This window comes from Vreelandella stevensii S18214 (assembly GCF_000275725.1).
GTDB lineage: Bacteria > Pseudomonadota > Gammaproteobacteria > Pseudomonadales > Halomonadaceae > Vreelandella > Vreelandella stevensii.
Genome location: NZ_AJTS01000035.1, coordinates 154064 through 174713 on the forward strand (window position 1 = coordinate 154064; position 20650 = coordinate 174713).

General features: G+C 57.2%; 19 protein-coding genes. 14 read left to right on the forward strand and 5 right to left on the reverse strand.

What is annotated here, in order from left to right:
* Positions 1–141: 141 nt before the first annotated feature.
* The 3 genes from HSS18214_RS0107640 (at position 142) to HSS18214_RS0107650 (ending at position 3951) form a co-directional block, all read left to right on the forward strand.
* Positions 142–1494 carry a NarK family nitrate/nitrite MFS transporter gene (locus tag HSS18214_RS0107640; RefSeq protein ID WP_016914702.1) on the forward strand — a complete coding sequence of 451 codons (1353 nt, stop codon included), beginning with the start codon at positions 142–144 and terminating at the stop codon, positions 1492–1494.
* A 73-nt stretch (positions 1495–1567) separates the two neighbouring features.
* Positions 1568–2842: a nitrate regulatory protein gene (locus HSS18214_RS0107645; RefSeq protein ID WP_016914703.1), complete on the forward strand. Its 1275-nt coding sequence runs from the start codon at positions 1568–1570 to the stop codon at positions 2840–2842.
* A gap of 110 nt (positions 2843–2952) precedes the next feature.
* Complete coding sequence (locus tag HSS18214_RS0107650; protein ID WP_016914704.1) at positions 2953–3951, forward strand: LLM class flavin-dependent oxidoreductase; 999 nt, start codon at positions 2953–2955, stop codon at positions 3949–3951.
* A 19-nt stretch (positions 3952–3970) separates the two neighbouring features.
* Here the strand turns inward: HSS18214_RS0107650 and HSS18214_RS19730 are convergent, their stop codons facing one another.
* Both HSS18214_RS19730 and HSS18214_RS17960 read right to left on the reverse strand, forming a co-directional pair.
* Positions 3971–4147 carry a hypothetical protein gene (locus tag HSS18214_RS19730; RefSeq protein ID WP_287808621.1) on the reverse strand — a complete coding sequence of 59 codons (177 nt, stop codon included), beginning with the start codon at positions 4145–4147 and terminating at the stop codon, positions 3971–3973.
* Positions 4148–4172: 25 nt separating this feature from the next.
* Entirely contained in the window at positions 4173–4601 is a 429-nt protein-coding gene (locus tag HSS18214_RS17960; RefSeq protein ID WP_337459487.1) for a LysE family translocator, read from the reverse strand.
* An 83-nt stretch (positions 4602–4684) separates the two neighbouring features.
* Here HSS18214_RS17960 and HSS18214_RS0107660 point away from each other — a divergent pair, with 83 nt between their 5' ends.
* Complete coding sequence (locus HSS18214_RS0107660; protein WP_016914705.1) at positions 4685–5191, forward strand: GNAT family N-acetyltransferase; 507 nt, start codon at positions 4685–4687, stop codon at positions 5189–5191.
* 19 nt (positions 5192–5210) lie between these two features.
* On the opposite strand, the gene HSS18214_RS0107665 is transcribed toward HSS18214_RS0107660, so the two are convergent.
* Complete coding sequence (locus tag HSS18214_RS0107665) at positions 5211–6941, reverse strand: HD domain-containing phosphohydrolase (RefSeq protein WP_016914706.1); 1731 nt, start codon at positions 6939–6941, stop codon at positions 5211–5213.
* Between the two features lie 443 nt (positions 6942–7384).
* Here HSS18214_RS0107665 and HSS18214_RS0107670 point away from each other — a divergent pair, with 443 nt between their 5' ends.
* The 6 genes from HSS18214_RS0107670 to HSS18214_RS0107695 all read left to right on the forward strand — a co-directional run bounded on the left by HSS18214_RS0107670 (position 7385) and on the right by HSS18214_RS0107695 (position 15976).
* Complete coding sequence (locus HSS18214_RS0107670) at positions 7385–9055, forward strand: methyl-accepting chemotaxis protein (RefSeq protein ID WP_016914707.1); 1671 nt, start codon at positions 7385–7387, stop codon at positions 9053–9055.
* 358 nt (positions 9056–9413) lie between these two features.
* The gene (locus HSS18214_RS0107675; protein WP_026001805.1) at positions 9414–11072 is read left to right on the forward strand and encodes a methyl-accepting chemotaxis protein; all 1659 of its coding nucleotides are present in this window, start codon (positions 9414–9416) and stop codon (positions 11070–11072) included.
* 179 nt (positions 11073–11251) lie between these two features.
* Complete coding sequence (locus HSS18214_RS0107680) at positions 11252–11947, forward strand: Tar ligand binding domain-containing protein (RefSeq protein ID WP_016914709.1); 696 nt, start codon at positions 11252–11254, stop codon at positions 11945–11947.
* A gap of 57 nt (positions 11948–12004) precedes the next feature.
* Positions 12005–13003 (forward strand): IS5 family transposase, encoded by a 999-nt coding sequence (locus HSS18214_RS0107685; protein WP_016914710.1) that lies wholly within the window; start codon positions 12005–12007, stop codon positions 13001–13003.
* A gap of 121 nt (positions 13004–13124) precedes the next feature.
* Positions 13125–14162 (forward strand): methyl-accepting chemotaxis protein, encoded by a 1038-nt coding sequence (locus tag HSS18214_RS17965; RefSeq protein WP_016914711.1) that lies wholly within the window; start codon positions 13125–13127, stop codon positions 14160–14162.
* A 158-nt stretch (positions 14163–14320) separates the two neighbouring features.
* Complete coding sequence (locus HSS18214_RS0107695; protein ID WP_016914712.1) at positions 14321–15976, forward strand: sensor domain-containing diguanylate cyclase; 1656 nt, start codon at positions 14321–14323, stop codon at positions 15974–15976.
* Here HSS18214_RS0107695 and HSS18214_RS0107700 read toward each other — a convergent pair.
* Complete coding sequence (locus HSS18214_RS0107700) at positions 15954–16541, reverse strand: DUF1415 domain-containing protein (RefSeq protein WP_016914713.1); 588 nt, start codon at positions 16539–16541, stop codon at positions 15954–15956. The two genes, HSS18214_RS0107695 and HSS18214_RS0107700, sit on opposite strands and share 23 nt — an antisense overlap.
* Before the next feature lie 88 nt (positions 16542–16629).
* Positions 16630–17298 carry a GntR family transcriptional regulator gene (locus tag HSS18214_RS0107705; protein ID WP_016914714.1) on the reverse strand — a complete coding sequence of 223 codons (669 nt, stop codon included), beginning with the start codon at positions 17296–17298 and terminating at the stop codon, positions 16630–16632.
* 215 nt (positions 17299–17513) lie between these two features.
* Here HSS18214_RS0107705 and HSS18214_RS0107710 point away from each other — a divergent pair, with 215 nt between their 5' ends.
* The 4 genes from HSS18214_RS0107710 to HSS18214_RS0107725 are packed head-to-tail and all read left to right on the forward strand — an operon-like array spanning position 17514 to position 20569.
* Positions 17514–18071 carry a chromate transporter gene (locus HSS18214_RS0107710; protein ID WP_016914715.1) on the forward strand — a complete coding sequence of 186 codons (558 nt, stop codon included), beginning with the start codon at positions 17514–17516 and terminating at the stop codon, positions 18069–18071.
* The gene (locus HSS18214_RS0107715) at positions 18068–18598 is read left to right on the forward strand and encodes a chromate transporter (protein ID WP_016914716.1); all 531 of its coding nucleotides are present in this window, start codon (positions 18068–18070) and stop codon (positions 18596–18598) included. Before HSS18214_RS0107710 ends, HSS18214_RS0107715 begins: the two co-directional genes overlap by 4 nt.
* A 24-nt stretch (positions 18599–18622) precedes the next feature.
* On the forward strand, positions 18623–18922 hold the full coding sequence (locus HSS18214_RS0107720; protein ID WP_016914717.1) for a hypothetical protein: 300 nt from the start codon (positions 18623–18625) through the stop codon (positions 18920–18922).
* Positions 18923–18961: 39 nt separating this feature from the next.
* On the forward strand, positions 18962–20569 hold the full coding sequence (locus tag HSS18214_RS0107725; RefSeq protein WP_016914718.1) for a gamma-glutamyltransferase family protein: 1608 nt from the start codon (positions 18962–18964) through the stop codon (positions 20567–20569).
* The last annotated feature ends 81 nt before the right edge of the window (positions 20570–20650 follow it).

The following is a 20650-nucleotide window of genomic DNA, read 5'->3' on the forward strand; positions in this document are numbered from 1 at the left end:
GTATTATAGGCGTGGACCAGGCCCAGCCGGGTACGAGTGCGTCGAACCTGACCTTCAACGATGAAGGCGTGTTCCCGTCTCTGTGCAGTGCCCTTGGCGTTGTGCGTTGACGAACTCGTTCCATGCTACCCGAGGCCACCCATGAACATCCGCCACAAAGCCAATCGTATTCGGCTGCTCGATTTCTCCACGCCACAGATGCGGGCATTCCACATGTCCTGGTTTGCCTTTCATATCTGTTTTTTTGGCTGGTTCGGCATCGCCCCGCTGATGGCTGTCGTACGTGAAGACCTGTCTCTGACGCAAACCCAAATCGGCAACACCATCATTGCTTCCGTGGCGATCACCGTGGTGGTCAGGCTACTGATCGGGGTGCTCTGCGACCGCATCGGGCCGCGCAAGACCTATACGGGACTGCTGCTGTTGGGCTCCATTCCCGTCATGGGGATCAGCCTGGCCAACAGCTTTGAAACCTTTCTGCTGGCTCGTCTGGCCATTGGTGCCATTGGCGCCTCGTTCGTCATTACCCAGTACCACACCACCATGATGTTCGCCCCCAATGTGGTGGGCACCGCCAACGCCACCAGCGCCGGATGGGGCAACCTGGGGGGCGGTACGACGCAAATCCTGATGCCGCTCATCTTCTCCGGAATACTCATGCTGGGCGTCAACGAAGCGCTGGGGTGGCGGCTTGCCATGCTGGTGCCAGGGGTCGTGCTGTTTTTGACGGGTATCGCTTATTGGTACTTTACCCAGGATGCACCGGATGGCAATTTCAGCGAGCTGCGCGCCCGCGGCGAGCTACCGGAAGCCAGCGGCGAGTATGGCGCAGCGCAGAGCTTCATGGCTGCCGCCAAGGATATTCGTGTCTGGGCGCTGTTTGTAGTGTACGGGCTCTGCTTCGGGGTAGAGCTGACCATCAACAACATCGCCGCCATCTATTTTTTCGATACCTTTGATCTCACTCTGGCCACGGCAGGGCTCATTGCGGGCCTGTTCGGGCTGATGAATATCTTTGCCCGCACCCTGGGCGGCGTCTTTTCCGATCTGTTCGCCAAACAGGCGGGCCTCAAGGGGCGTGTGCGCTGGCTCTTCATTGCTCTGATCTGCGAAGGCATCGCGCTGATTGCGTTTTCGCAGATGCACGTGCTCAGCATGGCGATTGGCATCATGCTGGTGTTCAGCCTGTTCGTGCAGATGGCGGAAGGTGCCACTTACGGGGTCGTCCCCTTCATCAACAAGAAAGCGCTGGGAGCCGTGGCAGGCATCGTTGGCGCTGGGGGCAACATTGGTGCCGTCTCCGCCGCGTTCTTGTTTCGTAATGAAAGCCTCAGCTACCAGCAAGGGCTCTTTTATCTGGGCATTACCGTACTGCTGCTGGCTTCTTGCGTGTTGGTGGTACGCTTCAGTGATGCCACCGAGGCCGAGGAAGCCAAGGCCTACCGTGAGGCCGCCGGTGATCGTCATGAACAGGGCGCTCTCTCTTTACGCTAGCAGTTAAGCAGGCGCGTCTCTGGTCATCCAGTGAGGCGCCGTCTTTTCAGGCGGCGAGTAACAAGGAACTACTATGTCTTCTGCCCAACAGCTACTCTTGACCGCGCTGCGCTGTGATATCGACAACCTTCATCATTTGGCCACCACCGCCGATATCGTCAGCGATATCAGTCAGTTCATCCACGTTCTACAGCGCGAACGGGGCGCTTCGACCATTTATCTGGCTTCCCAGGGGAAGCGCTTCAAGGCACGCCGCGCCACCTACCTCGAACATAGCCAAAGTGCCGAGGCGGCCATGCGCCAGCGGCTGGAAGCGCTGGGCCAGGAAGTTCGCTCACAGGCAGCCGCCAGGCTGCTTCGCCGCATAGCGGGTGTGTGGCAAGCCCTGGATGAACTTCCGGCGCTGCGCCGCGCCATCGATCAGTTCACGATTTCGCCTGATGCGGCCACGCAGGCGTTCAACCACTTGATCAGCGGGTTGCTGGCCATCGTTTTCGAAGCCGCCGACACCGCCATAGACCCCGATATTACGCGGGCACTGGTAGCTATCTTCCACCTGATGCAGGGCAAGGAGCTGGCCGGGCAAGAGCGCGCCTGCGGCGCCTTTGGGTTTACGCTGGGGCACTTCGATGACGCGCACCGTGAACTGCTTAACCAGCTGATGGCCGCGCAGCAGCGCTGTTTCGACACCTTTGCCGAATTTGCCACCGCCGAGGCGTTGGCCGCTTGGCAGCAGGCGCTTTCGCCCAGGACCTTGGCGGGCATCCGCGAGCTTCGCGATATCGCCTGCCAGCATGCCAACGCGCCCATGGGCGTCAGCGACTCGCTGGGCGAAACCTGGTACGAACTCACCACGCTGCGGCTGGATACCATCAAGGCGGTGGAAGATACGCTCAACACGCAGCTGACCGCCCTGTGCCATCTCAAAATCGCCGAGGCCCGCAGGGCCCTGGAACACGCCACCAGCACCCCGGGCCATCCGCTGCCTGCCCCCTGCGAACAGCTGCTCATGCTGGCACCTTCGCACCCCTTGGGCGACCTGACGGCCAGCGCGCTTCACTCGCCGCTCAGCCGGTCGCTGATCGAGCTGGCGCAAGCTCAGTCCAGCCGATTGCAGGGCTTGAGCGACGAGCTGGAAAATACCCGCAAGGCCCTGCGAGAACGAAAGCTGATCGAGCGTGCCAAGGGGCTGATCATGGCCCACCAGGGCATGAGCGAAGAGGAGGCGTACCGCTTTCTACGCAAGACCTCCATGGACCAGAGCCGTAGCATGGCCGACATGGCCCAGTCGATTCTCGACCTTTCCGCGATGCTGCAGCGTAAAGATGACAAGCGCCAACGCCATTGATGGCCGTCTGGCCCCTTGCAATTTGCCAGGGGCACCCGCATAAACGGTGTATTCGAAAGCGTGCTAATAAATCAAGCCGCTTGACCATGACCGTTTAAACAGGTGTCACCATGAGCCAACTTGCCCACACTGCGCTGTCTGTTCTGGACCTGGCGCCCATTCGTCAAGGCGGCAGTGTCGCCGAGACCTTTCAAGACAGCGTGGCCCTGGCCCAGCACACGGAGCGGCTGGGCTACCAGCGCTACTGGCTGGCCGAGCATCACAATATTGCGGGTATCGCCAGCGCTGCCACGGCCGTGCTGATTGGCCACGTGGCAGGGCAAACGTCCACCATTCGCGTTGGCAGCGGCGGCATCATGCTGCCCAACCACCCTCCACTGGTGGTGGCCGAGCAGTTCGGCACCCTGGAGACGCTCTACCCCGGCCGGATCGACCTGGGGCTGGGCCGTGCCCCTGGCTCGGATGGCGCGACCATGCGTGCCCTGCGGCGGCACGCCCAGTCAGGTGTCGATGACTTTCCAGAACAGCTGGAAGAGCTGCGCCGCTACCTGGGCGAAGCCCAGCCCCAGCAAACCGTCAAGGCCGTGCCGGGCCAGGGCACCCATGTGCCCATCTGGCTGCTCGGGTCCAGTGGCTACAGCGCCCAATTGGCCGCCAGGCTAGGGCTCCCCTTCGCCTTTGCTGCGCAGTTTGCGCCGGGCTATCTCTTCGAAGCGCTGCGCCTGTACCGCGACCAATTCCAGCCCTCCGAGCATCTGGCGGAACCCTATGCCATGGTAGGATTACCCGTGATAGCGGCCGACAGCGACGACCTGGCCCACTATCTGGCCACGACTGCCCAGCAGAAGTTTCTCAATTTGATTCGCGGCCGTCCGACGCAGTCACAACCCCCGGTCGATCATCTGGACTGGAGCCCCATGGAGCGCGCCCAGGTCGCCCAGTTTCTTGGCGCGGCCATCATCGGTGGCCCTGAAACGGTCAAGGAGCAGCTGGCCGACTTCCAGGCACGTACCGAGGCCAACGAGCTGATGATCAACAGTGACTTCTATCAGCACGCGGACCGCCTGCGCAGTTATGAGATCGTCGCGTCAGTCGTCAAGGACGCCTGACACGTTCACCTGGTGACCTTCAGCCTTTGGCAATCAAGAAAGCACCTGCCGCCAGCATCAAGGAACCTGCTGTGCGGTTGGTGCCCTTCTGGGCGCGTTCGGACTGGAAAAAGCGCCGTGCCGACGAGGCAAACGACGCCACCAGCATCAGCCCCATCATCAAGCCCACTAGGGTAAGCCCAACCACCAGCAGCATGTCGCCATGGTTCAGCGTGGTCAGGTCAATGAAGGCGGGTAGAAACGCGATAAAACAGGATGACCTTCGGGTTGGAGGCCGAGATCAGGACCCCTTGGGTAAGCCCCTTGAGGGCCTCACGAGCGGATGTGGCCGCCACGGGCGTACCGCCTTCCAGGCGCGGGGGCGTGACGCTGGCCGTCCACATTTTCCAGCCCAGATAAAACAGGTAAGCCGCGCCCACATAGCGCAACACGGTGAAGGCTTCACCCCAGTTTTCTGCCAAGGCAGCCAGCCCATAGAAGGCCAGCATCAGATAGATGACATCACTCACGGTCATGCCCACAGCCAGCGGCCAGCAGGCGCGCACGCCTTGGGACATCCCCTTGGCCAGCAGCGCAAAGATACCGGGGCCAGGAGTAATGGCGAAGACGAAGATCGCCACGAAATAGGTCAGGGCACTCTCGAGGGTCATGTGACGGCTCCCCATCTTTCGGTTGACGCTTTCAGGCATCCGCTTATGCTAGCGTATGCCATGTCTTGTATGCAGGAATACTCATGCAGCGTTTTGCATTTACCCCGATGACCCGCGACGATTTCGCCCTGTTCTGGCCAACGTTCCAGAGTATTGTAGCGGCACAGGAAACGTACGCGATAGACCCCGACATCACCTTTGATGATGCCTACCACCTATGGTGTACGCTGCCGCTGCACAGCCTGGCCGTCAAGGACGAGCAAGGTCAACTGCTGGGGGCTTATTACCTCAAGGCCAATGCCGCAGGCCCCGGCAAGCATGTCTGCAACTGCGGCTATATGGTGACACCCCATGCACGCGGCAAAGGCGTGGCCCGCGCCATGTGCGAACACTCTCAGGTACTGGCCGGTGACGCTGGCTTCGAGGCGATGCAGTTCAATGCCGTCGTGGCCAGCAATCACGTCGCAGTCGCCCTGTGGCAGCGGCTGGGGTTTGCCATTGTCGGCACCGTACCCCAGGCGTTTCGCCATCCGTCGCTGGGACTGGTGGACACCTACGTCATGCACAAGCGGCTGGTGAAAGATGCCTAGTACAACTTCGGGTGGATGCTTACGATTTGAGCTCTATCCCGTATTCACGGGGGTGAACCACGCCTTCCAGCTTGCCTATTTGCAGCATGTCCTCCTTCCCCATCACGGTATGCATATTGGTATCGGGGAAACGCAGGTTCTTGACGACCTGAACCTGGGTGGGCATACCTTTGCCATCGATGTCCATGATCCACGCCAGAAAGCCCCCCGAGAACTTCGCCAGACTGCCGATGGGATACAGGCCGTAGGCCTGAATATACTCCACCAGAATGGTTTTATCGTACGCCCTGTCCGCTTCATAAATCATGCGATAGGCGTCCAGAGGCGTTCTGGGCGGTATGCCATTGCGACCGTGGGTCAGTTTGTTGACGGCCTTGATGACACTGAGCAGGCGAATCAACTCGGATAACTGATCGCCGCGTTTACCCTTCGGGTAGCCGGAACCATCCAGACGCTCGTTGGCATTGTCGATAATCTCCTGACACACCGGACTGGGGCTCCAGTCGAGCTCCATGAGCCTCTGGCGCAGTGCCGACACATGCCCGCGCAGAATCTCCTTCTGTACAGGATTCATGTGTACTTTCAACGAGGGCAACTGAGGCCCCACCAATAGCGGCTTGCCCATGTCATGTATCAAAGTGCCCAGCATCGCTTCGCGAATCTGGGGGTCATAAGGGTCTCTGGTCAACAGCATATCGGCCAACTGGCAAGCCGCTTGTACCGCATGGCGCACCCATTCGGGTTCATCTCTCAAACAGGCAAGCGCAAACATCAGAGCCTTGCGGTCCAACTCGATCAGATAACGCAGGGTGTCAACGCAGTCGTAAAGCACCTCACCGGGGAATGCATCATGCGTCTTGGTATACATCAGCCCCACCTGCATATGATGCGATACGTCGAGCACGCCTTTTTCCATGGGCGTCTGGCGTGAGCGTTTGTCTCGCTCCAGGGCCTCACGCTGCTGAATTTTCTTCTCTTTGGCACCGGCAATGAACAGCGTCGAATGGTAATCCATCTTGTCGTTTGCCCCTGTGCGGTAACCAGCTTCGTGTTCGGCTTCGGTCACGTATCGAAACAAGGCCTCCGACTGGGCTGCCGAAAGCCGCACGAATTGAATCCCTATCGCCGCATGGCCATGATGCCCAAAAGGGCGAATGTGACGAACACACCCTTCTGCAAAAAAACTTTCGCCATTGGGAAACTCGAGGGTGACACCAGGAATCTCCTGATCGACGCTCAACGCCAGACAATCCGTCAGACGCGTATCGACCAGACACCCGCCCACCGACAGGTTGCGCACACGCCCATCGATACTGAGCTGATGGGGATAAACTTCGAGATTGACGCGCGCCTGCATGCCCAGAATGAACGGTATGCGCATGGCACCTCGGTGATCATGAATGAACACCGACTCAGGTAGCTGGCACTCGAAACGGTAATGAGCTCGATCGGTCTTGAGCAACTTGGCAGCCACATTGGAGAGGCTGTAGGCCTCGCGTTCCAGCAGGTACTGCCCTTTCACGGCTTCGATATCGAGATTGACACAGCCCTGCCCAAGATAGCGCTCGATATGCTGGCCTGCGTACTCGGCTTCCAGCACCAATCTTCCCGTCAGGAGATCCAATTCCGAGACGGCGGCGATCAGGGGGTTCGGCATGTCATCAGCGTGAATGGAGAGCTCATGGGTATGCTGGAGCAAGGCGCGAATGACCTTGGCAGAAGGAAACTCATAACGACTTTGGAGCAGCATGGGACACCTCGATTGTTTGGGAGGTTTTTCCATTTAAGCAGCCACCCGAAATCATACCGCCAACCTATTGTTTTTATTAAATGATCGCACCATATCCAGGACACTTCCCAAGGAGCGGGATGACACAATTTTTCACACGGAAGGCTTACTAGTTAGCGTAGGCCAGGTAATGGAAAACAACACGAAACGTTTGAGACCCTGGGCGCAATGACATTGGCCAGCGATGCGTGATCTGCATTGGCGACAGCAACCACCAGGGTCTCAAGAACAATAACCTTTAAAAATTACCAAAAGAAACAAAAACCGCGATAGACAGCCACCTATAGTTTTCAAACGTTTAACACAAGCATTTAAATTTACATAAGAACAAACAAGTCTACTGCTATCTTGAGACTACCCATATTAACGTCACTTCAGGCGTTGGGGCACAAAAGGAGAGGGACATGCAAAACCTATCGGTCAAACGATTGATCTCAGGTGCGCTGGTGGCACTACTCGCCATGCTGTTACTGGTCGGTGGCCTGGGCTATAAGGGAGAGCGAGAGGCCGCCTTCAGTCTCGAAGAAATCAATCAAATCAGTGCTCAACAGTCCAGCGCGGCGGCACGAGCAGAAGCCAACCTGATGGAGATGCGCGTTCGCCTGGAGCGCCTGTCGCAACACTACGCCAATGGCCTGGAAGACCGCGTAGAGACGGCTCTGGGCCATGCCCGAGAGAGTCTGGTCATTGCAGATGCGCGGATGGAAGGACTGAATAACGTTACCACGACTCCAGGTACAGAGCGTTATTCCTATTTAACCGCTATTAATGAAGCTTACAATAATCTCACGTCCCCCCAGTTCAGAAGCCATCTTGCCAACGGCAACTACAGCGAGCTAATTAATTACAAGGAAGCCGTCAACGATGGGTTCGTGGCGTTTGGAAATGCTGTCAGCGATTTCAACCACTATGCGCTCGACCGAGGCGCCGAAGTTACCAGCAAAACATTAAGAGATAGTCAAATCCTGGGCGTGACCGTCGCCGTCTTAGCGCTGCTTGCACTGGGCATCTACGTCGTGATGCAGATGACTATCAACCGTCAACTGGTATCACCCTTACAGCGGGCCGTGCAGATTTGTGAAAACATTGCCAAGGGCGACCTGACCAGCCATATCGAAGCCCGCGGGCGCAATGAGATGGGCCGCCTGTATAGCGCCATGGACGACATGCAGGAGCGTCTGGAAGAGATGATTGGCACGCTGAACCAGAGCAGTTCCGCCGTGGCCAGCAGTTCACAGCAAATTGCCAGTGGCAGTCAGGACCTGGCGTCACGCACCGAGCAGCAGGCGGCGGCACTCCAGCAAACCGCCGCCAGCATGGACGAGATCTCTTCCATCGTGCGCCAGAATGCCGACACCGCCAGCCAGGCGGAGCTGTTGACCCAGGACGCATCACGCAAAGCCGAAACGGGCCAGCATAAATCGCAGCAAACCAGCCAGTTGATGCATGGGCTGGAAGAAAGCTCCAAACGGGTCAATGAAATCATTCAAGTGATCGACTCCATCGCCTTCCAGACCAATATCCTGGCGTTGAATGCCTCCGTGGAAGCAGCCCGTGCAGGCGAACATGGTCGTGGCTTTGCCGTCGTGGCCAGCGAAGTGCGCTCGCTGGCCACCAAAACCTCCAACTCCTCGAAAGAAATTCGCACCATGATCGAGGACATCTCCCAGCGTATCGTGGAAGGGGCCAACCAGGCCCAGGAAAGTGGCGAAAGCATGGAGGAAATCAACCAGGCGATTCTGCGCGTCACCGACATGATGCAGGAGCTGGCCCTCTCGGCCAAGGAGCAGGAAGCCGGCATCAGCCAGATCAGCACCGCCGTCTCGCAGATGGATTCCGCCACTCAGGAGAACGTCTCTCTGGTAGAAGAGACCAGCACTGCCTCCGCCTCATTGCAGGACGAAGCCTCACGACTGGCCGAGCTGGTCAGCGAGTTCAAACTCAAACGCGCCAGCGAGCACCACGCCAACACCGGACTCCCGCTGTCGGTACAGCGAACGTTTCAGATACCACCAACGCCCGCCCCTGCATATCCTGCGACGCGCACAGACACCGCTGAGTGGGCAGCCTTCTAGCCTTAGCTTATTGGGTTTTCTCACTTTTTGATGGTTTTTAGTGGGTATCAAGAGAGCCCGACAAGGGCTCTCTTTCTGATATTCGAAAGTTAACACCAAGGTTCGGATGAAACAAAAAGCTACATGGAGCATCCATGCCAAACAAATAAAACACAAAAACAAAATAAATTTAAAAAATAATAACCGAATTATAACCCATAAAACAGACAATCATACACGCAAAAAAACATAACCAGTTAAATCAACACACAGCTATTGGCTAATTTTTTTTAACAATTGATTTAACAGAAAATTGTTAACCTCCAAGGTTCCTGTAAATATGCCAACCCAGGTGTATGGGAAGTAATGGAGGCTTTCGATGAAGAGTATATCCGTCAAGAAAATGATAGCGACTGCGCTATTGGTGTTACTCGGTATGATTGTGCTACTAGGCGGCATGGGAATTAAAGAAGAACGAGAAGCCGCACAAACAATAGATGAAATCAATCAAATCAGCGCTCAGCAGGCGAGCGCTGCCAATCGGGCAGAAACCAACCTGATGGAAGTACGTGTTCGCCTGGAGAGGATGGTACAACACCACCGTAATCTCAGACACGAAGGAGCCGAACGGGCAACGCGAGAAGCTCTCGACAGTCTTGCGAGAGCGGATGCGCGCATTGAATCACTAGGCAATATCGCCCTGGTCGAAGGCTCGGAGCGGCGTTTGCTGATCGATAATATCCTGAATGCCTATCACGCAGTGATCACTGATACGTTACGCAACGACCTACACAATCGCCAACTCGAAGCCATCGAGGAGCAACTGGACCCTATCAACCAAAGATTCTCATCGTTTAGCGATGCCATCGAAGCCTTCAATCGCTACGCTCTTGACAGAGGGAATCAAGTACACGCCAATGCTGTTCGTGATGGGCAAATTTTTTCAATAGTGGTAGGTACGCTATTGCTGTTCGCCATTGGCTTATATATCGCCATGCAGGTAACGCTGAACCGACTGCTGATCAACCCGCTACAAAGAGCGGTCCAGATCTGTGAAAACATCGCCAAAGGCGACCTGACCAGCCATATCGAAGCCCGGGGGCGCAATGAGATCGGCCGACTATATAGCGCCATGGACGACATGCAGGAGCGTCTGGAAGAGATGATTGGCACCCTGAACCAGAGCAGTTCCGCCGTGGCCAGCAGTTCACAGCAAATTGCCAGCGGCAGTCAGGACCTGGCATCACGCACCGAGCAGCAGGCGGCCGCCTTGCAACAAACCGCCGCCAGCATGGACGAAATTTCCTCCATCGTGCGCCAGAACGCCGACACCGCCAGCCAGGCCGAGCTGCTAACGCAGGATGCCTCCAAAAAGGCCGAGACGGGCCAGGTCAAATCGCAGCAGACCAGTCAGTTGATGAACGGTCTGGAGGAGAGCTCACAGCGTGTCAACGAGATCATTCAGGTCATCGACTCTATTGCCTTCCAGACCAATATCCTGGCGCTGAACGCCTCCGTGGAAGCGGCGCGCGCAGGTGAACATGGCCGGGGCTTTGCGGTGGTGGCCAGTGAGGTACGTTCGCTGGCCACCAAAACCTCCAACTCCTCGAAAGAAATTCGTACCATGATCGAGGATATCTCCCAGCGTATCGCCGAGGGGGCAAGCCAAGCTCAGCAAAGTGGCGAAAGCATGGAGGAGATCAATCAGGCGATTGTGCGCGTCACCGACATGATGCAGGAATTGGCCTTGGCAGCCAAAGAGCAGGAATCGGGCATTAGCCAAATCAGTACCGCCGTTTCACAAATGGACTCTGCTACTCAAGAGAACGTTTCACTGGTAGAAGAAACCAGCACTGCTTCCGCCTCATTGCAGGACGAAGCCTCACGACTGGCCGAGCTGGTCAGCGAGTTCAAGCTAAAGCGCATGGGCGAAAGCCGCGACACCAGCGGGCTTTCTCTGCCGGTACAACAAACCGCCAAGCCTTCACAGGCACCACCTGCTCACCGTTCAAACTTGCCGGAATGGGAAGCATTCTAACAGCGACATTAAAGTATCGATTTATAATTCAGGAGAGCCTCACATGGCTCTCTTTTTATTTTAATTTAATCAACCTCAACCTCTTTACTATCAACACAACAAACTCTAAAGTCACGCCCCCGCATAATAACAACAAAATCTATACAAACCTGACCAAGCTACTACCTTAGGGAAAAGAAATGATCAAAAACATGACCGTCAAATTTGCCATGGCGGGGGCCTTGGCTTCGCTACTCATTGCCTTATTAATTATCGCCACGGCAGGAATTATTGGTGAGCGAAGTGCCATACGCAACTTGAACTATGTAAATGAAATTGCGGCCCATCAAATTACTTATATAAACCGCACCGAAGTCAACCTGATGGAAATACGTATTCGCCTGGCCCGCTTTGGTGAGTACTCACGTACTGGAGACAGCCAGGCTGCTCAAGAGTCATTGCGCTTGGCCCAAAATGCGCTGGCCTTGGCTGACACTCGCCTCAATGAGCTACTGAGCAACGAGATCCCCACCGACGATCCTCGCAATACCTTATTAAGCTCATTTGAAAGTTTATTTCATCAGATTCTTAACACTGACTTCAGGAACGATTTGAATAGTGGAAATATCAATGCCCTTACGGAGCATCGAGACCGTATCAATCAACAGTTCGATGCCATCACTGAAACAGTCCGCCTATTTAACGACTTGGCCCAAAACACAGCGAATGAGCTGATTACAACGACAGAACGCTTCAGCCTGTTCATTACCGTGCTGAGCAGTATTCTTATCCTACTGGCTATTATGATTTACATCGCGATCCAGATAGGCCTGAATAAACTGGTCGTTGGTCCCCTAAGGAAACGCTGCATAAATCCCGTCGGAGCTGCCTCATAGCCACCGACGAGGTAAAATCTGACCTGTCGTCCAACACCCGCTGACAGAGCCACTCCGATGAAACAGATCTCATTCGCCCAGGCTGAGCACCAGAACAAGAAGAAGGTCACCCGCCGCGAGCGGTTTCTTGCCAGGATGGAGAAGCTGGTGCCGTGGCAACGGCTGATCGCAGCACTGTCGCCGTCCTACTTCCCGAATTCAGCGGGCAAGCGAGGCCGACCACCCATTGGCCTGGAGCGCATGCTGCGCATTTACTTTCTGCAGCAGTGGTATGCCCTGGCCGATGAAGCGCTGGAGGATGCCATCTACGACAGCCAGGCCATGCGTGACTTCATCGGTATCGATCTGGCCATCGAGAGTGTGCCGGATGCGACCACGCTGCTGCGCTTCCGTCACCTGCTGGAGCAGCATGCCCTGACCCAGCGGATCTTCGAGGAAATCAACGCCCACCTGGCCGAGCAGGGCCTGTTCATGCGCGAGGGCACCATCGTCGACGCCACCATTGTGGCGGCGGCCCCCTCCACCAGGAACAAGGCCAGGCAGCGCGATCCGGAGATGAAGCAGACCCGGAAGGGCAAGCAGTATTACTTCGGTATGAAGGCCCATATCGGTGTCGATGCGGTCACCGGACTGACCCACAGTGTCGCCGCCACGTCGGCCAACGTCGCCGATGTCACCATGACCGGCGCTCTGGTCCGGGAGGATGACAAGCGGGTATACGGCGACGCGGGCTACACCGGCATGTGGAAGTACCTGGACGAAGAGAAGGATGCCCCGGACTCCCGCTGCTGTGTTGCCGCCAAGCGCGGCCCCATCAAGAAGATGGAAGACAGTCCCATGAAAGCGCTGCTGCTGGAATTCGAGAAGGCCAAGGCCAGCATCCGCGCCAAGGTCGAGCACCCGTTTCATGTCATCAAGAACCTCTTCGGCTACCGGAAGGTGCGCTACAAGGGGCTGGCCAGGAACCAGGCGCAGCTGTTCACCCTGTTCGCCCTCGGCAATTTGGTGCTGGCTGGACGATGCCAGGGCCATGCTGACGGGGCCAGTGTGTCTTGAATCTGGCCTGGCAGCTGGATAACCAGGCTGCCAGGGTAAAAAGGCTACCTTCCGTGGCCAGAAAGTGACCGTTGACGCGGTGAATATGCCGCCCTGAGTGCTTTAGCCGCTCAGAGACGAATTGATCAGCGGTTCCCTAAAGCGGGCTGGTGCTGTCTGCGACAGTATCGCCAAAGGCGACCTGACCAATACCATTGAGTCTCGCGGCAACAATGAAATTGGCCAGCTCTATAACGCCATGCAGAACATGCAGAGCCAATTGCAAACCATGGTAGGCACGCTTTCTCACAGCAGTGAAGCCGTGGCCAGCAGCTCCAGACAAATCGCCGGAGGCAGCCAGGATCTTGCCTCACGCACCGAACAGCAGGCCGCAGCCCTTCAGCAGACCGCCGCCAGCATGGATGAAATTTCGTCCATCGTGCGCCAGAACGCCGATACCGCTTCGCAGGCAGAGCGCTTGACCCAGGACGCCTCGAAAAAAGCCGCGAATGGAAAGCAGGAGTCCGAGCAGACCAGCCTGCTCATGCGAGACCTGGAAAGCAGCTCGCAAAAGGTCAATGAAATCATTCAGGTCATCGACTCCATTGCTTTCCAGACCAACATTCTGGCATTGAATGCCTCGGTAGAAGCCGCCCGAGCCGGCGAGCACGGGCGCGGCTTTGCCGTGGTGGCCAGCGAAGTACGCTCGCTGGCCACCAAAACGTCGAACTCATCCAAGGAGATTCGCACCATGATCGAGGATATCTCTTCGCGCATTGCCGATGGCGCCGATCAAACGCTGAAAAATGGCGAAAGCATGGAGGAGATCAACCAGGCTATCGTGCGGGTCAACGACATGATGCAAGAGCTGGCGCTGGCGGCCAAAGAGCAAGAGTCCGGCATCAGCCAGATCAGCACCGCCATCGCCGATATGGACTCCGCCACCCAAGAGAACGTCTCGCTGGTGGAAGAGACCAGCACGGCCTCGGCGTCGCTGCAAGATGAAGCCTCTCGACTGGCAGAACTGGTGGCAGCTTTCCGGCTGCATCATTCAACGCAACGCGCCAGCCACACGCTCCCGACGTCCCGCCCGGCTCCGCGGCTACGCCAAGCCGCCACGAGCGCCCCATCATCCAAGCGCCCCACTTCGCAGGCCGAGCCGGAATGGGAAGCGTTTTAAGCACCACCTTGTCCATGGCGCTCTAGAAGCATCGCGCTATTGATAACCCAATAACGCAGGCCTGGCTGGCCTGCGTTATTGCCCTGCTCTATCGTACAAAAATTAAAATTGCGATAGGGTAGCCCTTTTCCGCTGCTGACTGCCTCCCTGGCCTCCCCATGCCGACACCCTATACTTCGTTACGCCGCCTGCCGCTTCGCACACGCATCATCGGCTTGATTACGGCGCTCGTCTTTACCATCACGCTGTTGCTGAGCTGGGTCGCCTCTCGCGAAGCCGCGTTTCATCTGGAACGTCAGATTGGTGATGCCAGTGCCAACACGGCGTATCAAATGGCAGATAAGTTGAGCCGCAGCATGGATGCTCGCATCAAGGAGGTGCAGTTACTCCTGGGCATTCGTGACGCCATGGGGAATCCCGATGCCCCGTTGACACGCCTCCAACTCGAACAGCTACAGCGCAACTACGAGGTGACCTCATGGATTGGCGTGACCGACGCGCAGGGTATGGTCGTCGCTGCCACAGGAGGCATTCTCGAAGGCCAGTCCATCGCGGCACGGCCGGTGTTCATGGAAGGAAGACAAGCGCTTTGGATTGGCGACGTACACGAGGCTGTCCTACTGGCCCAACTGCTGCCCAACCCTAGCGGCGAGCCGATCAAGTTCGTGGATATCGCGGCACCGCTGTTCAATGGGCAAGACCAGCTACTTGGGGTCTTGGCCGTGCACCTCAGTTGGGATTGGGCGGCACAGGTAAAAGCCTCGATGTTCACCCCCGCCCTGCGTGAGCAGCAAACGGATCTACTACTGCTTTCTGAAGAGGGTTCTGTGATTCTGGGCCCCCCTGACCTGCTGGGGGAAACGCTCACGTTCGCCCCAGCGAATGGAACGCTCTCCAGTGCCACCTGGTCCATCGAAACCTGGCCCGATGGGAAAGATTACGTGACGGGCATGGCCCCTGGCCAAACCTTTGGCGCCTTTCCTGGGTTGGGGTGGACCGCCATTAGCCGTCAGCCAGTAGAGGCAGCCTTCGTCCCTGTGGCCCGCTTACAAGAGCTCATTCTAGGCACCGGTTTACTCATGGCGCTGATATTTTCGATTATCGGCTGGATTCTGGCGGCTCGCTTAGTGGCCCCGTTAACGCGCCTGGCCCGATCCGCCGATCATATTCAAACCGCCCAAAGCCGCTGTGCCATCGAGATCGAAACAGGGTCACCGGAATTGGAACGTCTCTCCACTTCGATCCGCAAGATGGTCGAGCGGCTACAGGACCAGCGCCAGACCATCAATCAACTGGCAGACCTGGTGAATACCGACCCACTGACCGGCCTACCCAACCGCGCCTTTTTGAACCAGTACTTGCAACATGCTCAGCCGGAGGCGCAGCGCCAACAGCAGAGCCTGGTCATGCTGATGTTCGACCTGGACGGCTTCAAGAACGTCAACGATACACTGGGGCATCATGCGGGTGATCTACTGCTGATCGAAATCACTCAGCGTTTGAGGGCTACCTTGCGCAGTGGTGATGTGGTCGCCAGGCTGGGCGGCGATGAGTTCCTCATGGTCATCAAGAGCACTCCAGAAAACAGTCACTCTCTGGCCAAGGAGGTAAGCCAGCGCTTACTCACTCAGATCGCACTGCCTATCGAATTGCCCGGCAACATGACCGCCCAGGTAGGTTGCAGCCTTGGCGCTGCGGTGTGGCCCGAGCATGGCATGGACATTCAACAGGTCATACGCCATGCCGACAACGCGCTGTATCAGGCCAAGCATCAGGGCAAACATCGCCTGGTCATTTATCGACCTGATCAGTAAAACAGCGCTGCCACTGCTGCTCCAGCGCGTCCTGGCCCATCTCGGTGAGGTAAGTGATGTTGCGTTCCGGAATGGCCGCCGTATCGCCGTAGAACTCGATGGCTCTCTCCACGCTGGCTTCGCGTAATACGTGGATCATCGGGTGCGGCGAACGGTTGGAGTAGTTGGCAGCCTCGTCGGGGTCGGCATCGGCGAAGCAGTAATCGGGGTGGAACGTCGCCAGTTGATACACGCCCTCATAGCCCAGCTGTTCCAATAGCTGTTCCGCCAGTTCCACGAAATCCAGGTAGTGGTCGAAGCTTTTGAACAGCGTGGGAAACACCAGCAGGCTGGTTTCTGCCTCTGGGTGGGCATCCAGCCACTCGAACTCGGCGACCAGCTCCTCCAGCGCAATATCCACCTTTTTGGAGCGCACGACTTCCACACGCACCGCCTCACGCTCCAACTCGCGCTTGGCAAAGGGGCAGATATTGTGCCCGACGATGAAGTTGGCCACCCAAGTGAGCGTCTGGGCAACGACCAGGGCATCGTCAGCGTGATGCGAAGCAGAGGAAGCGGTATCCATAAAGCTATTCCTAAAAACGATTACTAAAAACTATCTCTAAAAAACGATTCTTAAAAACGATCCCTAACACTCTTTTGGAACCCAACCATCAGGCATGCTGGTGGTATCGCGCCAGCGCGACTTCGTAGGATTTGTGGATATGGTCGTCCATTAATGCCCGCGCAGCAACCGCATCTCGTTTCAGGGCAAGCTCTACCAGCTGATGGTGCTGATCGTCCAGTTCCTGACGGATGGTGGGCATTTTCGGGCCTAGCCGACGGTAGCGATCGAACTGGTCGTGCAACTGCTCGATGAAGCGCAGCAGCCACACCGAACCGCAGGGCGCCACCAGCGTGCGGTGAAACTGGGTGTGCAGTCGCTCCCACTCTTCTACCTTGTCCAGTGTGAGGTCCGCGCGCTTGAGGCGGTGTGCCGCCGCCAGTAGATCGGCTTCCCATACCGCATCTCCGTGGGCAATGGCACGCTCCAGCGCCATGCCTTCGAGCTCGGTGCGCATCCGAGCAATGTCGTCCAGCTCTTCTCGGGAGAGCTTGGGTACTCTGAAGCCACGCTGATTCTCCTGAATCAGCAGGCCATAGGCTGCCAGCTTGTTCAAGGCTTCACGTAGTGGGCTCAGCCCCACCTGATACTGCTCCTTGAGCGCATTGATGGCCAGCTTCTCCCCTGCCGCAAAACGCCCCGCGACCAAATCACGGCGCAAAACGTCGTAAATGGAGCCAGGCACTTTCTCTGCGGAGAGCTGAATATGTTTGTTCATTACCGAGTCCTCAGGCAGGTTTTTCTCTGCATCGGTTGGCGAAGATGAAGAGACCAAGTGTTGACGCCCCTCGACAGGCTCGCCTATATTCTATTTTAGACAAGATAATCGATTTTTTAACCCATAAACGATCAAAGAGTCATCCGCATGCCATTCACCCCCGCTTCGGCCTTTGCCACGCCGTCCTCGAAGACGTTTACACAGGCGTTCGACACATGAAACAAACCGCGCTCTTCTGGGCTTTTTTCAGGGTGGGCATTTTTGGCTTTGGCGGTGGCCCCTCCATGATACCGCTGGTGCATGCAGAAGTCGTGACACGCCATCAGTGGCTCACCGACGAGGAGTTTGCCGATGTGCTGGCGATTGGCAATACCCTGCCGGGGCCCATCGCCACCAAAATGCCAGGCTACATTGGCTACCGCGTGGCGGGTATCAGTGGGTGCGTGCTCTCCGTGCTGGCGGTGGTGTTGCCCATGCTGATCGCCATGGTCGTGATGCTGGGTGCTTTCAGTCGCTATCGCGACATTGGCTGGATACAGGGCATGGGGCAGGCCGTGATCCCGGTGGTGATGGTCATGATGGGCCAGCTCACCTGGGATTTCTTCGATAAATCACGCGCCGCGCTGGGCTGGCTGGTCAGTATTGTCATGGCCGTTGTCGCGGGTGGCGTCATCTACTGGCTTGGCGTTCACCCAGGCTTTGTCATCGGCGCCATTCTGCTGGCAGCGCTGCTGCGGCCAAACCGCCAAGCGCGCTCGAAGGAGGCCGCATGATCTACTGGGAGCTGTTTCTGGCGTTCTTTATTCCCAACATCGTGGGTTACGGTGGCGGGCCAGCCATCATCCCGCTCATCGAGGCAGAAGTGGTTGGCCGCTACGGCTGGATGAGTTCGCAGGGGTTTGCCGAAACCCTGGCCCTGGGGAACGCGCTTCCCAGCCCTATCGCCACCAAGATGGCGGGCTATATCGGCTATGAAGTCGCCGGCTTGGGAGGCGCCGCCGTTGCCGTGGCCGCGACGGTGGTTCCTTCCCTGCTGCTGATGATCGGGGCACTGGGGCTGCTCTACCGCCACCGTGAATCGCCCAGGGTCAAACGTATGAGCCAGTGGGTACGCCCGGTCATTGCCATCATGATGGCGTGGCTCACGCTCAGTTTCCTGCTGGAAAGCACCGCCAGCAGCGGCATCGTTCACACCCTGATCATCGGTATCGTCGCGGCCATCGCCCTCGTGCGATTCAACACCCACCCCGCGTTCGTTGTCATCGGCGCACTGGTTTATGGAGGGTTCTTTCTGGGCTGAAGATATAACCTGAGCGATCCGGCGATGGAAGATGCTCTGTACGAGATTGACTCCATGCGGCACTTCGCCGGCCTGAAGCTATTGGCTTGCATTGGCATTGTCGGATATATATTGAAAAAACTGGACTACCCTCTTGCACCTCTTGTGCCAGGTGTTGTGCTGGGCCCCATTGCCGAAACGAATTTAAGGCATGCCTTTCAAACCAGCACTGACTGGACTCTATTTTTCACACGCCCCATATCCGCTTTACTGCTTGCACTAGCGGTCGCCTCGATCGCTTACAGTGTTTACAGCCTCATAAAGCAGCGTAAAGCCGTCGCTTAACATCCGTACATGTCATTCTTACAAAAAGGAACCTCGACCATGAACCTAGATCCTCACTACTACCCTTCCTCCTCGCGACGTACGGTCACTTATGGGAAGAATGGCATGGTGGCCACTTCCCAAAGCCTGGCTGCCCAAGTGGGTGTCGACATATTGAAGCAAGGGGGCAACGCCATTGATGCTGCCATTGCGACCGCAGCTGCTTTGACCGTTGTAGAACCTACCTCTAACGGCATCGGCAGTGATGCTTTTGCCCTGGTGTGGGTCAAGGGTGAACTTCACGGCTTGAATGCCAGCGGGCCTGCGCCAAAAAAGCTGACAATCGATGCCGTCAACTCTCTTGGCCACGCTGCCATGCCGGCCCATGGATTGACGCCCGTCACGGTGCCCGGAGCACCAGGAGCATGGGCTGCGCTCTCGGAGCGGTTCGGCACCCTGCCGTTCGAGCAACTGCTAGCTCCTGCCGTAAAACTGGCGGAAGAGGGTTTTGCTGTCTCCCCTACCGTGAGTCAGCTCTGGCAAAACGCGGTGTTGCGGTATCGCCAATACTCATCCCCAGAATTCCAGCCGTGGTTCGATCACTTTGCTGCGGATGGCCGAGCTCCCAACGCCGGTGAAGTGTGGCGATCAGCCGATATGGCCGCTACGCTCAAGGCCATCGGCAGCTCTCGAGCTAACGCCTTCTATCAAGGCCACTTGGCAGAGGCCATGGACGACTTCGCGCAACAGCATGGTGGTTTTTTGCGCAAAGAGGATTTGGCTGCTTTTGAGCCTGAGTGGGTCACGCCTGTCAGTGTTCGTTATCAGGGGCACGATATTTGGGAAACTCCTCCCAATGGGAGCGGCTTGATCGTCTTGCAAGCTCTGGGAATGCTGGAGCAGCTCTCCAATGAGCGCCATGATCCCATTGAAACGCTGCACCAACGCATCGAAGCAACCAAGCTTGGCTATGTAGACGGACTGACATATATCACCGAGCCTTCGAGCATGCGTCCAAGCGTAGAGCAAATGCTTGCTCGTGAGTATTTGTCGCAGCGTGCTGCCACGATTGGACATGATGCTCTGGACCCTGTGCACGGTAATCCCATCAAAGGCGGCACGGTGTATCTGGCAACGGCTGATAATCAAGGCAACATGGTGTCCTTCATTCAAAGTAATTTTGAAGGCTTCGGGTCTGGCATCGTCGTGCCGGGTACGGGGATCAGCCTGCAGAACCGCGGCTGGTCCTTCTCGCTGGACCCCGAGCATGCCAATGCACTGGCGCCGGGCAAGCGCACCTATCACACCATCATTCCCGGGTTCATCACCAAGGGTGATCAGGCGGTAGGACCGTTTGGCGTGATGGGTGGCTACATGCAGCCTCAGGGCCATGTTCAGGTCGTCACGGCCATGCTGGAAGACCACTTGAACCCGCAGGCAGCGCTGGATATGCCGCGCTGGAAGTGGACCTCCGGCAAGACCGTCGAAGCCGAAGCCGACTTCCCCAACCACCTGGCCCTGGCGCTGGCACGACGAGGGCACCACATCGTCAAGGTCGCTGACTCACTCAGCTTTGGCCGTGGCCAGATCATCCTGCGCAACCCGGACACCGGGGTGCTTCAGGGGGGCACAGAGCCTCGTACCGACGGCGCCGTGCTGCCGCTCTAACGCATTTCCGCGTTGGCGCTGCTTGCCCACCCGCCCTTCCCAGGGCGGGCTGGCTCTTGCGGGCAAATCAACGCATCATGG